12 protein-coding genes are annotated in these 13,859 nt (G+C 42.0%); 4 read left to right on the top strand and 8 right to left on the bottom strand.

From position 1 onward, the window contains the following. Window positions 1-113 precede the first annotated feature (113 nt). Both ACQKIC_RS05580 and ACQKIC_RS05575 read right to left on the bottom strand, forming a co-directional pair. Window positions 114-4,790: a hypothetical protein gene (locus ACQKIC_RS05580; protein ID WP_427591512.1), complete on the bottom strand. Its 4,677-nt coding sequence runs from the start codon at window positions 4,788-4,790 to the stop codon at window positions 114-116. A gap of 305 nt (window positions 4,791-5,095) precedes the next feature. Continuing rightward, window positions 5,096-6,292, bottom strand: a complete 1,197-nt coding sequence (locus tag ACQKIC_RS05575) for an MFS transporter (RefSeq protein WP_427591513.1) — start codon at window positions 6,290-6,292, stop codon at window positions 5,096-5,098. 259 nt (window positions 6,293-6,551) lie between these two features. On the opposite strand from ACQKIC_RS05575, the gene ACQKIC_RS05570 reads away from it, so the two are divergent. Beyond that, the gene (locus ACQKIC_RS05570) at window positions 6,552-7,895 is read left to right on the top strand and encodes a hypothetical protein (protein ID WP_427591515.1); all 1,344 of its coding nucleotides are present in this window, start codon (window positions 6,552-6,554) and stop codon (window positions 7,893-7,895) included. Window positions 7,896-8,041: 146 nt separating this feature from the next. On the opposite strand, the gene ACQKIC_RS05565 is transcribed toward ACQKIC_RS05570, so the two are convergent. The 4 genes from ACQKIC_RS05565 to ACQKIC_RS05550 form a co-directional block, all read right to left on the bottom strand. Next, complete coding sequence (locus ACQKIC_RS05565; RefSeq protein WP_427668559.1) at window positions 8,042-8,194, bottom strand: hypothetical protein; 153 nt, start codon at window positions 8,192-8,194, stop codon at window positions 8,042-8,044. 564 nt (window positions 8,195-8,758) lie between these two features. Then, entirely contained in the window at window positions 8,759-9,547 is a 789-nt protein-coding gene (locus ACQKIC_RS05560; RefSeq protein ID WP_402959326.1) for a DUF4097 family beta strand repeat-containing protein, read from the bottom strand. Beyond that, window positions 9,540-10,094 carry a DUF1700 domain-containing protein gene (locus ACQKIC_RS05555; protein ID WP_427591516.1) on the bottom strand — a complete coding sequence of 185 codons (555 nt, stop codon included), beginning with the start codon at window positions 10,092-10,094 and terminating at the stop codon, window positions 9,540-9,542. The genes ACQKIC_RS05560 and ACQKIC_RS05555 overlap by 8 nt, the downstream gene beginning before the upstream one ends. Next, entirely contained in the window at window positions 10,087-10,410 is a 324-nt protein-coding gene (locus ACQKIC_RS05550) for a PadR family transcriptional regulator (protein ID WP_402988908.1), read from the bottom strand. The genes ACQKIC_RS05555 and ACQKIC_RS05550 overlap by 8 nt, the downstream gene beginning before the upstream one ends. 217 nt (window positions 10,411-10,627) lie before the next feature. Between ACQKIC_RS05550 and ACQKIC_RS05545 the strand changes: the two genes are divergently transcribed. Then, window positions 10,628-11,689, top strand: coding sequence for a DUF2157 domain-containing protein (locus ACQKIC_RS05545; protein ID WP_402988911.1), 1,062 nt, complete (start codon window positions 10,628-10,630; stop codon window positions 11,687-11,689). Beyond that, entirely contained in the window at window positions 11,679-12,218 is a 540-nt protein-coding gene (locus ACQKIC_RS05540; RefSeq protein WP_402988916.1) for a GDYXXLXY domain-containing protein, read from the top strand. The genes ACQKIC_RS05545 and ACQKIC_RS05540 overlap by 11 nt, the downstream gene beginning before the upstream one ends. 69 nt (window positions 12,219-12,287) lie before the next feature. Here the strand turns inward: ACQKIC_RS05540 and ACQKIC_RS05535 are convergent, their stop codons facing one another. Next, on the bottom strand, window positions 12,288-12,770 hold the full coding sequence (locus tag ACQKIC_RS05535; protein WP_402871515.1) for a C40 family peptidase: 483 nt from the start codon (window positions 12,768-12,770) through the stop codon (window positions 12,288-12,290). A gap of 247 nt (window positions 12,771-13,017) precedes the next feature. Here ACQKIC_RS05535 and ACQKIC_RS05530 point away from each other — a divergent pair, with 247 nt between their 5' ends. Further along, complete coding sequence (locus tag ACQKIC_RS05530; RefSeq protein ID WP_402871517.1) at window positions 13,018-13,455, top strand: DUF5391 family protein; 438 nt, start codon at window positions 13,018-13,020, stop codon at window positions 13,453-13,455. 84 nt (window positions 13,456-13,539) lie between these two features. Here the strand turns inward: ACQKIC_RS05530 and ACQKIC_RS05525 are convergent, their stop codons facing one another. Beyond that, window positions 13,540-13,812, bottom strand: a complete 273-nt coding sequence (locus ACQKIC_RS05525; protein WP_402871520.1) for a phage holin — start codon at window positions 13,810-13,812, stop codon at window positions 13,540-13,542. Window positions 13,813-13,859: the final 47 nt, after the last annotated feature.

The following is a 13,859-nucleotide window of genomic DNA, read 5'->3' as shown; positions in this document are numbered from 1 at the left end:
AAGCATCTTTATCACCTCAAGTTTTAATACTTTTATTTTAAAATAAAAAAGACTGTAGGCAAAGTCGATTTTCATCGAGTTTGTCTACAGTCTGAAACTAATAGGTTGCCCTATTAGTTCCATCGGTTGAACCAATTTTTGACTCGTTGTTTATTCTTTTCGAGAACTTCCTGCGATGTTTGGTTGTCTTTTTGTTTTTTCCATTCAAAGAAAGAAGCAATGGCGATGAGGAGCCCTCCGCCGATGACTAAGTACAACCACCATGGCATCTGTCCCCACATCGAATTTGTATTCATATAGATATTGAACAAGATCGTTACGGTTCCCGCCAAGAAATATGATTTGTATTTCATCGTAAATCCAAGGAGGATCGCCGCTAAAGATATCGTCCCGATAACCAGGGCATCATATAGGGTGTTGCTTGCCATGGCATCTCCTATCATGATAATAAAGAGAACGAAGACGACGCCCATCTCGATATACTGCGTTAATTTGCCTCTATTAAAAATTTTCCGTAATAAGATGGTACTTATGATAAAGAGTGGCAGGATCTGTACCTCTACCTCCAGGACATCCGGGAATGGAATCTTATCGATGATGACCCAATATGGATATAGACTGAGCACTATGGAAGCTGCCAAATAGATTTCCCTTTCCTTTACTCTCACCGTCATCGCCCTCATCAAGATGAAATAAACCGGCAATAAAAGAGAAACGAAAATGTCTAGAATGATGGATTTAGATTCTCGATTATGAATATCCATCATCATCGCTACAAGGAAAAGAAATCCGTACACCCGGTAAAAATCGATTTGCAAAATGCTCGCGCCTTTTTTCACGATTCCACTAAAGGATCTTCTACTTACTAACACCATTGCCGCCGTACATCCGAAAAGGACCCCAGTGCCAATGAATATGTCCAATGTTCCTGCATAGGTCATGATGGTCCAATACGGGTACAATCCAAGAATCCCTGCCAGCAATGCGTATGTTTCCCTCTCCTTTGCAGGGATCGTAAAGTGCCTCATCAAGATGAAGTACCCAATCAAGAAACAAGAAACAAGGACCTTGAGTGGCCAATACGTCGGTTCATTCATAAATGCTTCGACATTCATGGTCAGTAAAAAAAGCAAGCCATATATCCGGTATACATCCACCTTGATTCCTGATTCATCCTTCCTTACCAAGCCTGTAAAGAAATGTCTGCTCAACAGGATCATCACGAGCATACAAGCAAAAAGAACGCATTCACCCGTAATCAACGAAACCGTATGAATGTATTCCACGATGCTAATGAACGGATACAGACTGAGGATCATCGCAAGAGCGGAATACACCTCCCTTTCTTTCCGTCCATTTGTAAAGCTTCGTATCAGAATGAAATAGCCTGGGATCAATAGCGCTACAAGGACTTGTAAAAGTGGATAAGATGGTTCATGTACGAGCACTTCCCCATTCATGGCAAGTAAGAATAATAGTCCATAAATACGGAATGCATCGATTGCCGTCCCCGTTTCGTCCGTCTTAAACAGCCCTTTGAAGTATTGCCTGCTCAACAACAGCAACACGACCATACAGAGGAAATGGACAACCAGAGCTGTCACGGTCGGCAGCGAGTGGACGTAATCCCATATGTTGAAAAACGGATACAATCCGATGACGGCCGCTACACCTGAATAGATCCCTCTTTCCTGTCTGCCTATCGTAAAGGTTCTCATCACGATAAAGTAAATCGGCAGCAACAAGGATACCGTTATTTTCAAGATTTCAAATTCCGTAGAATCCCAGAATACTTCCCCATTCATATCAAGTATAAAGAACAAGCCGACTATTCTATAAAAATCAATGATTTGCTTGTCACCTGCTTGATTGACCAAGCCCGTGAAATATCGTTTACTCATGAACACCATCCCAACAGCACAGGCAAACAGGACGGCCATTCCAAGAAGTATCGATAAAGTGCCCGCATACATCACATAGAAAATGAAAGCCAAGCCGAGTGGAAGCACCACATAATTTTGCCAGTTCCTTCTCATGAGTAAATACCAAGCAAAGAGAAGCTGTATAGTCACCAAACCTACCCAAATGATTTCTCGATCAAGAGGGAATTCATACAGGGCCGTTTCAACAATCGACAGGGCAGCCGTTATATGAATGAAAGGAATCAAATAAAACTCGATGATGCCTTTCCACTCTTTTTTGGAGACCGCCCATAAACCCGTAATGATTCCCGCCGTAATCATCAAGCAAATCGAAAAGACGAACCGTGTTGGCTCCATGTCGGTAAAAAACAGCTGGATTTGTAGAAACAGGACGGTAAATCCAAGATATGTGAAGAGGAACCTTTCCCATTTCACCTGGGTTCGCAGTGCACTCACATATAGGAGAAGTTGTGTGATAAATAGAAAGGGTGAAACATCAGACATCGTGATCAGGATGAATCCAAGCGGTATGGCAACAAGGTTGGCCAAATGGCTCGAATAAAGGAAATACTTTCTTCCAGTCTGTGAATGCCTCCCGATCCATTCCCCGACAAGGAAAAAGATGAATGGCCCAAACAGCACAAAACCAATCTGGTATGAAGTCTCACTGAAATCAAAGACCTCATATAGAGAACCATACAATCCCGCACTTGTAACGATGACCGGAAGCCAATAAAGAGATGTACGATGCAAATAAACGGACCACCCGTTTATAGCCGTCGCAATAGCTAGTAAAACGGTGACCTCCAAAGGACTCAATGCACCATATCCGACCAACAAGAAAGCCATGAAGGACAGGAACTGGCCACTAAAGAAAAAGGGAGGGAAGAAGATCCCCAATGATTTTTTCAAGGCATACGCTGCTCCGATGGAAATCAGGGCTACCATCATTAGATGCATGCTGAATGCCATATTCGACTGAAACCAATCGCTTCTTTCCATCAAATACGGGTAAAACGCGATAAGCCCCAGTAAGAAGGAAATCGGAAATCCATATACACTGACTTCCTTGATTTGTCGAGCATCCCCTTTAAGATAGGTAAGAAAGAACGTGCCAGATACTACGATAAGACCGATGCTTACTTCTAGCCAGGCCATCTCGCTAAATTTGATTGTCAATATTCCCACCATGATCAAGGAAGAAATAAGCAAGACACTCTGTTTAAACAAGCCGTACCTTGCATGGCGATTGTATACATACAGACCGACATACAAAAGGATCTGAAGAAGGAACATCAGATTCAAAACAGCGGGGAAAGCAAGTGAAAACGCAAAACAAAGATAAAAGCATCCAAAGTTAAAGACAGCAACCGCCGGATAGGTGAAGTTCCTATTTTTCGTGTGCAGGGCAACATAAACCAATTGGGCAGTCACGATCATCAGAGCGATAAAAATCTGGGCATATTTTTCCTGATAGGCCATCGCATTGATATATAGGAAAACGATTCCGACCTCGACTAGGCTGGTCACCATGAAGCTTTTGGATAGCCCAGGCTCATTCCTTCTTGCCATATAAGTTGAAAGTGCCATGAAAATCAGCGGGATACTCGCATAAGCGATGACCATGTAATCGCTTAGAACAGAGTTAAAGACAAAATGGATATATCCATAAGTGAAGATGAAATTGAATGCCAGCTCATGATACTTCTTGTGGAATTTCACGGCCAATATCAAAAACAAGATAGAGATGACCATCAATGTAATCGAATAGACCAAGTTACTCGAAAATAACGTGAAGGAGACAAAGCTTTCCACGATGATCTTAAACTGGATGAATCGAAACAGATATGGCCTGAATAGGGCCAACACCTTTCGATTCTTCAGATATTCGACGTTCCATACCAGCAATAAATTAAATATACTGACCATCAATAACAACCACTCGATTGTCGGCGTCAAATAGGCAAAACCGAAATAACATGTGATGGCAAAAGTGAAAATGGAAATGAAAATGAATATTTTCGACTTAAAGTATGCTGCAATTCTGTAATAGATCCCTAAGCAAAGGAGACCGCCAAGAAACCCAAGCAGGCCTCCTCCCCCGCCTTCCAGGGATAAATACTCTCCGAAGATCTGATAATAGGAAGCTGATAAAATCGTAATCGGGATAAATAAACTGGCCAATGTCAGAAAAGCAAAAGCCGTTTGTTCAATTTTCAGCTTGGAAGCGATAAAGGCCATGCCAGTGAATACGACTGACACCATTCCGATGAACAAGACCTTCCACACCGCGTTCAAGTCCCCCCATGAACTGGTCGCCAAAATCAATCCGCCAAATAAGAGAAGAATGACTCCGGTAAGGAGAACGACGGAAATATTCCTCTCCCGTATCTGCTCCGGTGTCTTTTTCGGTTTTTCTGGGCGCACAACCTTTTTCTTCTGAGTCACCTGTGGCTGGGGAACAGTTTTTTCCACGGGAGCGCTTATGATGACCGGTTCCTCTAGAGGCCTTGAGTCCTTTTTCTCCTCGGTGGATTCCTCGACTCGTGGAAGATTTGGCAGATTAGGAGTCTCTTGTACCGTTTGCTCTTCCCCTGTCACGTCATCAACAGGCTGAACGGACGATTTTTCGTCTTCACGCTCCTGACTTTTCCTTGCAGGCTCTCTCTCAAGTTCAGCTTTCTTTTTTGCCTCATTCAGGCGCTTTTCCTGATAGATGGCCAGTTGAACATGCCGGTCATATGCCCGGCTGATCCGGATATATTCGGTTTTAGGAATGAGCCGCTTTTCCCATAAAGCTTGAAGCTCCTCTTGGAAAATCTGCTGCCTTCTTTCTAAACCCATTTCCTCATTTGAAGAATCAACCATCCAGAAACCCCTTCCTTCGCCATAGCTTCTTCCCATTTTATGTATCTACTACTTTTGATAATAACAAAAATTACCTTATTATAGAATATTAAACCATTTAATAACGAAGAAGCCATCGATTTGACAGCCAAGGTTAGTCCCCTTACCCTATGTGTCCAGTTTCCTAGAAATAGAGAAACAAAGATAGCCCAATGCCACTAGTTCACCCCCACAATAGGTTCATTGAATCATATAATGCTACAATCCTTCTGGAGAGAATATCCAAGTACAAAAAGGGCGACCCACTAACGGTCACCCCCCAATTCCTATAACATTCTTAACTTATCTTCACTTCTTACGATCCATAAATAGACCATGATTGAAATCAAAATCGAAAAAGCTGCCGTGACATAAATGCTTCGATACCCGAATAGATACCCGATCTGACCGAACACGATGGCTCCTATTCCAACGCCCAGGTCAAAAAAGGAAAAGTACGTGGCATTCGCCATCGCTTTACGATTGGGGGCCGTTTTCTCAATTGACCATGCCTGCAAAGCCGGCTGCACAGAACCGAACCCCATTCCATAAAGCACGGCTGCGAGGTACAGAACCGATTCACCCGGCATCCATGCCAATAGCAACATCCCCGACATAATAAGCAATGCGGAGGGCACGAAAATGGCCCGGTGGCCTCTCCGATCATATAAACGTCCGGAAAATAACCTCGTAACCATGAGTGCCAAGGCATACAGCAAAAAGTACCACTGAATGCCACTGACCCCTTTTTCCGCCGTATAAAGTGGCAGGAACGTCGCAATTCCTCCAAATGTGACGGATATGAAAAAGATTAACAGCGAAGGCTGCAACGCACTTTTTTCATAAATATCAAACCGTTTAGCGCTCAATGCGGCAATCGGATCTCTTTCCACTTTCTGATAGGTGATCAATGATGCCATGATCATGGCCAGTATTCCCAACAGCGAGCAGATCAGGAATAACTGTTGAAATGGAAGGACTGTCACAAGAAAAAGGCCAAGTGTCGGTCCAAGTGCAAGTGCTAGATTACCAGATAATCCGTAATACCCCATCCCTTCACCGCGACGTTTAGCCGGAATGATGTCAGAAGCAATCGTTCCGGACGCCGTTGAAGACAACCCCCAGCCGACTCCCTGAACAATACGCATCAAAAATAACAAGCCGATGCTTCCCATGAAACCGAAGGAACCCACAGAGAAGGCGAATATGGCCAACCCAATCAGAAAGATGATCCTTCTTCCCTTCGTCTCCAACATCTTGCCCGCAAATGGCCTTATAAGCAATGCAGAAAACGTGAATACCCCAAGGACTGCCCCAACCAGGCGGTCATCCCCTCCAAGTTGCTCAACAAACAGCGGGATCGTTGGCATCGTCATTTGGAAACCCATGAAGATACATAGATTCGCCAAACAGATCATGACAAAGTCACGCGTCCATATTCTTTCCGAACCTTTAACCCGTTCCTCGGCTAATGGTTCCCCCATATGATTTCACCTTCTATCCGAAATAGTCATTTCCAGTTTACTAAAAAAGGGAAAAATTAGCGATGAATTGAATTTTGAAGTGCCAAACGAATCAAATTATAACGCCCCGTTCAAAACGGGACCCCTTGTATCCTTATTTCTCCCTGCCCCTTACTTTTCATGAAAATTTTTTGTAGCATGCTACTTTTTCCTTTTTAGAGTTTATATAGACAGTGAACTCAAAATAAACCTCAATGGGCTAAAAAGGAGCCGAAAACTAATGATCTATGAAGAAACGTATCGCTATTTATTACGAAATGTAAACTCCACTGAATTCGACACATGCTTATACTCCGTATTGCATATGGATTGGGATGGCGTAATTCAAAGCCCGATTCACCAAATGGCCAAAGGAATAGGAACGACTGAAAAATACCTAAAGAAAATCATCAAGAGGCTATCATCGCCGCAGCCCGGTTGCGGACGTAGAATCTTCCTTCCGGTCGATCAGGGAATGGTGACGAAATACCAATTCAATTTAGGTCCAACCGGCAGCTTCACCAACAGAAAAGATCGATATTGTAAAAAATACCGTTTCTTCTATACTGATGCCTTTCGCAGTCTCCCCCTAGCGGCCAAGAGACTTGTACTTATGGCTGCCTTCACGATGTCCGTGAAAAAATCCGAAGTTGTCTCACTGAATTACGAGGAAGTCATTCAGTCGGGAAGTTCCCTGGCTAAAAGAAAGCATATTTACGAAGCGATGAGGATCATTAACGAAACATTGAACGGCACCATGGCCTTTTCCATGGCTTCCTCCACTTTCAACCGTAAGGAATTCATCGTGGTTTCCTTCAAAACGGGCACACTTAACGAGTACCTCGAAAATCGGACAGAAAGAATGATGTTGAGAAAAACCCTATATGAAGCGGGGTTTCTGGAACATATTGAGGATAAAGTCTGTATCGAACTGGAGCGTGTCGGAAAATATATTTTCCATTCGTTTCTTCATGCTGCAGAAGGACCTGTCAAAGACGAGCTATTGAAACTAGCGCGCTTCATCTATCAGTCTTCCCTTAAAAAGTTTGGCTGTGCCTTGAACGGCAACAAACCATTATTGGCTGAGCCGAAAGAGGCTTCCGCTTATTTCAGTACGATCGTATATAATGAAGCACTAGAACAATTGGGGGTATATGCTCACCAGGCTGCCTGCATAAAAGAGCTTGTAGACCGCGAACACTTTCATCGCGAGATTTCCGAGAAATCTTTGGACCGGCATGTAGATTATAGTGAAGTGGATGAGCATATTGAGCCCATTCGTGCGAAGTATAACCTGGCAATGGACATGTACCAGACGCTGAATAAATGGTGCGAAGACTGGGTGATTTCCCGGGTAAAATCCGCAATGACTGAAACAGGATCATCTAAGAAACGGATCTTAAACAACCAAAGTCCATCCGACTATCTCGACTATCTGAAAAAACATACATACGAACAATTGGAACGACACATGTCAGTATACCGACACATCAATCATGGTGAATATGTTCTGGACATTTTACAACAGAAGAAAGAAACCCTCCAATCCTATTTCGCCATTCAGAAAGAGCGCCTGAAAAAATAAAGGGAATCATATAACTCAGTGAACACTGGCTTTTGGGCGAGTGTTTTTTGTCATGCATCCTTATCCTTCCTTTCACTCAGAAGACCCCATGTTCCTTCCCACATCGTCAGAATCGATAGGATTTCCTCTGATTTTCTCTGCCCTTCCTATGAATAACCTGTATTCAGTTGTGGATAACCACCTCCTTCCTTCATATATCCGATACTTGTCTGTGAATAAAAAAGGAACGTCCCTACTTTTTCCTGAGAGGCATCGATGAAACCAGTCATACCAACGGTTTTCTCATAAAAGTTATCCAAGGGTCTAAAGAAAGGGTCTCAATCACTTATCTAAAAAAAGTTCTGAATATCGTTATGAATAAGGGAATGAACTAGAGTCCCCCCTTCACCATAAGAAATATAGGTAGCAAGTAACGATGATCTAGATGAATTAGATAGTTCAGCACATATGCAAGCTAGGAGGTGTGAACGATTTCTATTTTTATTCATAAAATCGGACAAATCCTTTCATATTTTGGGTAAGTGATAAAGTAGATTCACCAATTCCAGAAAGGAGCTGACAGGTAGAGAAGCAAACAAGGCAGACGATACTTGAAAATTACTTACCATGGTTTCACATTTTGCAAACCTACTACCCCCTTATTTTCTCTGCACTTGACGCAGTAGAAGACAAGTAAAGGCATCTAACTGATTGAGCTGTAATGCGTACTGAGCTTCCATGAACTTGTATATCCATCCCCAAGGATACAAGCCATTTTAACTAACGAATAACGACCAGATCAGTTGGGTGCTTTTGTCATGAACGGACAAACGTCCCCCGCCTGGCAGGATTCCTGCCAGGCGGGGGACGTTTGGGTTACTACATTATTTGGTCACTTCAATTTTGCCGTTGTTCGATTCTAGATCAACCAAATTTTCTCCCTTTCCAATGACCGTATTCCCCTCATATTTATCGAGGATATTGATGGTACCATTATCGACAGATACCTTGAAGGTTGTATTCGTCGGTTCTTTATCCGTTTTAATGATAATCTTTCCATTGTCGCTCTCTAATTGAATGTTCCGATCTAAATCCTTTGTAACGAGCGATATCTTACCATTATTTGAGGAGCCCTTGAGATTGCCCTCTACATCATTAAGGTCCAACCTGCCATTTGCACTTTTTGCATCAATGTTTTCAGCTACAATCTTATTTAATTCAATCCGTCCATTATCCGTTTTCACTTTCAAATCCTTTATTTCCAATTCTGATATTTTCATCTTTCCATTATCATTATCGAAGACAAAGGAATCATACGACTTTTGCGGGACATATACGTATAAATGAGAGGATTGAAAGTTAAATCCAATGCTGAAGAGGTTAGGTTCCTTCAATCTAATGGTCAGCTTCTTTCCTTCCACGTCGGCAGCTAAATCCAACTTAGACACATCCACGCCTTTTGTGACAAGCTCCACTTTAATCTCTGTATCCGAAGTCGGAAGAACTTCTACCGTTGCATTATCCGAACGGACCTCGATATCCTTTACCATTTCGGCACTCACCTTTTTCTCTGTCGTAATCTCATCATGATTGGTTTGTGAATACGTAAAGAGACTGCCAATACCGCCAACGATCAATAGAAACAACGCAAGGATTGATAATTTTTTACCCATGCTTCACACCACCCTTTACAAGAGACACGTTAAATTTCAAGTAACGAATAAATCCTTTAGTAAGAGCTTTAGTTGCAATGAACATCCCCATCGCGATGAATATTCCGATTCCACAAATACCAAGGGAAAAGAACAAATCAAACAATCTAAATTCACCCATGAACAGATTAATAAGGATGCTAAGTGGAGCGAGGATGAACCCTAAAGATGCTACCCATCCCGAAAACACGACGCCCACCAGTGCAATGAAAGGCCCGAGGACAATCACAATATTGAAGAATCCCAATCCAATCACGGCCCATACTGCCCGTAAGATGTTTCCCGTGGAAGTCGTTTGTTGAACCATATCAAGATGGTAGGATGCCAGAAGCTCCTTGGCTATTTGTTTTGGGTTTCCTAGGGACGCTGAGATTTCCTGCTCCGACTTTCCCTTTTCTATTCCAATTGTGAAGTACTCTTCGTAATCTTGCAGGATATCCTGCCTTTCTTCTATAGAAAGCCTCTTTAGGGAAGCTTCCAACTGCTTTAAAAATTGTTCTTTATTCATTTGCGACACCTTCCTCGATTAATTGATTGACTCCATTAGAAAATTCATTCCACTCTGTCAGCAATTCGTGAAGGTATTCCCGCCCTTTATCAGTCAACTTGTAATACTTACGTGGTGGACCCTCTGATGATTCTTGCAAATATGTCGTAAAGTACTCTTCCTTCGTCAATCTTCGTAACAGTGGATAAACCGACCCTTCCGATATTTCAATCTGGTCTGAAATCTTCTGAACTAGCTCGTAGCCATATCGATCTTGCTTATCAAGCAACACCAGTACACATAGCTCCAAGACGCCCTTCTTAAACTGTACATTCAATGCACCATCACTCCTTTCTGATATGTCTAGGTACTATCTAATGAATAGTACCTGACAGCGAATAATACATCTTATTTAATAATTTACCACATGCTACTGTTTAATGCAAGGTACTGTGGAAATTATTTTGTTAATTTTTTCAAGTTGTTTTTTCTTCTTACTTCAACTTCCCCAATCCAATCCGTATAATAGAAGGATATGGAAAGGGGGAATTGATTTGGTCAAAAAAGAAATAACCAAAAAGCAGTTTGAGTTTCTTGAACAAGAATTTACCTACCTGCAAAATGGCGGGACCATTTCCGAGGAAGAGAAGAAAAAGATGTTAGCTTCCTATCATGTGAAGGCCTCTTTAAGTTTCATCTCCATCCTATTAGCGATTGGAGCCGTCCTTTTAGGCCTTGGGGTCTTAACATTCGTGGCCAGCAACTGGATGTATATAAGTAAAGGCGTTAAATTCCTATTGATCATCGCCTGTTTGATTGGCGTGAATGTTGCCGGGGTCAGGTGGGAGACACGCTTTCCAAAAACCTCCCGAAGTCTGCATTATGTCGGGATTCTCATATTTGGAGCAGGTATATTTTTAGTCGAGCAGATGTTTAACATCAGCATCAATTTTAACAGTTCCTTTTTGTTATGGGGGATTGGAGCCATCTGCATCGGATATTACCTAAAGGACGCCATTGTCCTCCTATTCACTTCTTTTTTACTTTTCGTGTACCTTAATGGCAGCATCTTTCTTGATGAAACGTCTTACCCGCTGGCCATTATCATCCTTCTACCGGCTTTATATTTTCTAGTAAAGCAACTCAACTATCCTAGGTTTCTATCCTTTATCGTTAATGGCTTAACGATCAATGCCCTCATCCTTTTTCTCATGGAATTCGTACCTAAGCTCGTGGAGGGTAACGGGGATACCATCATTCTCTCGATTCTTTTTATCGTAGGAATCCTGCTCGCTTACATTCGCGTTCCAGTTAAGTTGCAGAGAATCACCCATATTCAAGGACATCTCCTCCACGGGATTGCGGCTATCTTCTTAACTTACGAGCTTGCCATATGGTTTCCTTTAGTTTATTTTCTTTTTCTCCTTTACCTGATACAAAAAGGAAGCTTGACCAGTATCGTGATCATATGTGCATTGATATTCAGGTACTATATCGATTCCTTTGAATTCCTGCCGAAGTCACTGACCTTCATCATCGGAGGCCTCCTGCTCCTTGTGTTTGGCTTCTTCTTTGAAAAACAACGCCAAAAAGGAGGGGAATCCATTGAATCGTAATAAATTTTTGCACCCGCTCATCGTATTCGCCATTCCTGTTTTGATTCTTATAGCCCTGGCGGTTCCACCCGTCTGGACAACTTTGTTTGGTGAAGAAATCAAAATCCGAACGGCTCCGATCGATCCGACGGACTTATTCAGGGGAAGCTATGTAGCATTAGGATATGAGATAGAATCCGTCACGCTCGACCAACTTGATGAGACGGTGAAAACTGATTTCCACAGTAAGAATGTCGGAGATTACAAAAGTGTATATGTTTCATTAAAACAAGACAGTAATGGGCATTACGGCGTCCACCATGTATCGAAGGAAAAACCGGATGAAGACATGTATCTCAAAGGAAAATTACAAATCCCCTATGATTTACAAAGGGCCTCGTCCATTCACATTAAATATGGCTTAGATAATTATTACGCTCCTAAAGACAAGGCATTGGAACTGGAAATGTCCGCTGCTGCAAAAACGGCCATGGCCGTGGTGAAAGTGAAGAACGGAAATGCGGTATTGCAGGAAATCATCGTACCGTGATTACACATGCGAAAAGCATAGGAGGCATCGAATGAGATGCTTCCTATGCTTTTTTTTGGCAACATTATTTTATTTGATGAGCCTTTTAGCCCCGATATAGCGATCCTTCCAATACTTGTCGCTCATCTTCACGACCTTCACGCCTTTTGTGGTCGTTCCGACAAATGTACCGTTCCCATTATAAATGCCGACGAAGGAAACCTTGCCTTTCTTGCTACCGGTCGCATAAAACACCAAATCACCTGTTTTTAAGTTTTTCTGTTTTACAGCCTTTCCTTTCTTATACTGTTCCGCACTGGTTCTTGGAATTTTCATGTCTGTCGCCGCTTGTTTATAAACATATTGAGTGAGTCCACTTGCATCGAATCCTTTTGGTGTCGTTCCGCCATATTTATAAGGGCTTCCCACTTGTTTTGCTGCTACTGCAGCCACTTCGTCTCCATAATTAATGGACGCCGAAGCATTGGCCGGACTGAAAACGAAAGCTACCAACAATGCGGCAAGTGCAAGTACGGCCACAAGCCATTTTGAAACAGGTAATCTAAGACTCATCTTTTTTCTCCCCCAATCTGTAAATGAAACACAATTTTAAATATATGAAGTACATTCGCTTTCATTCCTTGATTCACCTTTTTTTCAAAAAAAAGCTTTGTATTGAGGATGAACTCTACAATCCAGACAAAAACTTAGAAACTTCTTAGATCAAATATAAAAAACGACGCTGTTAAATTATGTTAAATTAAGTATAATCATGTATGAACCATTGTAAGTAATTTCAATAATAGACTGGGGGTTTTTTATGAGGAATAAAAAGAAAATAATCATCATGACATTATTTTCAGCTTTGCTGTTCTGCATGGTCATCGTTTTGAGTTCTCTTTCACCACTAGCGGATACAGGTAAAAATGCGAATCAATTTAATTCTATCGGGATGTGGCTTTCCATTGCGATGATGCTGGTACTGTATTTCGTCCCATTGCTCCTGTATGTTATCGGCTTGGAGTGGATGAAATATGTAATGGCCGTATTCTGCTCACTATCCTTACTGTCTTTGCTACCCATGATCGGCATAGTCGTATTTCTTGGTGTAATGGAAGGCTTCACTTCATCACTCATCGGCGTGGTCATTGTCAGTGGGATGAATGTACTCATCAATACAATCTGGTTCTTCACGGCATTCTCTAAAGGAAGCAAGACTTCCATTGGAGGAAGTTTGAAAAATCCTATTCAAAATTAAAAAAAGAAACCAGATATCACCGTTCCATAGATAGACGGTGGTATCTGGTCTCTCCGCTTTCTTTGATTCAAGAAGGATGATCTACTATTTAGGTTTCTCGTATTTCTTAGCCTCATCACTGTCGCTCATGCCTTGTGTCGTATGGTCAATTACGCCGCCGATTCCAAAAAACGTAAGCGCAATGAAATTAATGATCCCCATAGCCCCGTTCAATGCATCATCGGTGATGGTAAAGCCAATCGGGTGTATAAAGTTATTGATAAACGCAGCAACCATCTGCGTTACCATCAAAACACCTGGCAAAAATACAGTAAAAATAAACGTAGGATTTTTAAAACGAACTTTCCAGTTAATCAATTTTCTCTATCCCCTATTATCAGTGCCGTCCACACTACAATGGTACG

Origin of the sequence: Peribacillus sp. NPDC046944 (assembly GCF_050272735.1) — a bacterium.
GTDB lineage: Bacteria > Bacillota > Bacilli > Bacillales > DSM-1321 > Peribacillus.
The sequence above is the reverse complement of the archived record's forward strand: the minus strand, read 5'-3'. Positions and strand labels throughout refer to the sequence as shown.

Excerpts from the sequence above, each read along its gene's own strand:
- ACQKIC_RS05575 (WP_427591513.1), bottom strand. The coding sequence starts at position 6,292 with ATGGGGGAACCATTAGCCGAGGAACGGGTTAAAGGTTCGGAAAGAATA.
- ACQKIC_RS05530 (WP_402871517.1), top strand. The coding sequence starts at position 13,018 with ATGAGGAATAAAAAGAAAATAATCATCATGACATTATTTTCAGCTTTG.
- ACQKIC_RS05555 (WP_427591516.1), bottom strand. The coding sequence starts at position 10,094 with ATGAATAAAGAACAATTTTTAAAGCAGTTGGAAGCTTCCCTAAAGAGG.
- ACQKIC_RS05535 (WP_402871515.1), bottom strand. The coding sequence starts at position 12,770 with ATGAGTCTTAGATTACCTGTTTCAAAATGGCTTGTGGCCGTACTTGCA.
- ACQKIC_RS05560 (WP_402959326.1), bottom strand. The coding sequence starts at position 9,547 with ATGGGTAAAAAATTATCAATCCTTGCGTTGTTTCTATTGATCGTTGGC.
- ACQKIC_RS05570 (WP_427591515.1), top strand. The coding sequence starts at position 6,552 with ATGATCTATGAAGAAACGTATCGCTATTTATTACGAAATGTAAACTCC.
- ACQKIC_RS05580 (WP_427591512.1), bottom strand. The coding sequence starts at position 4,790 with ATGGTTGATTCTTCAAATGAGGAAATGGGTTTAGAAAGAAGGCAGCAG.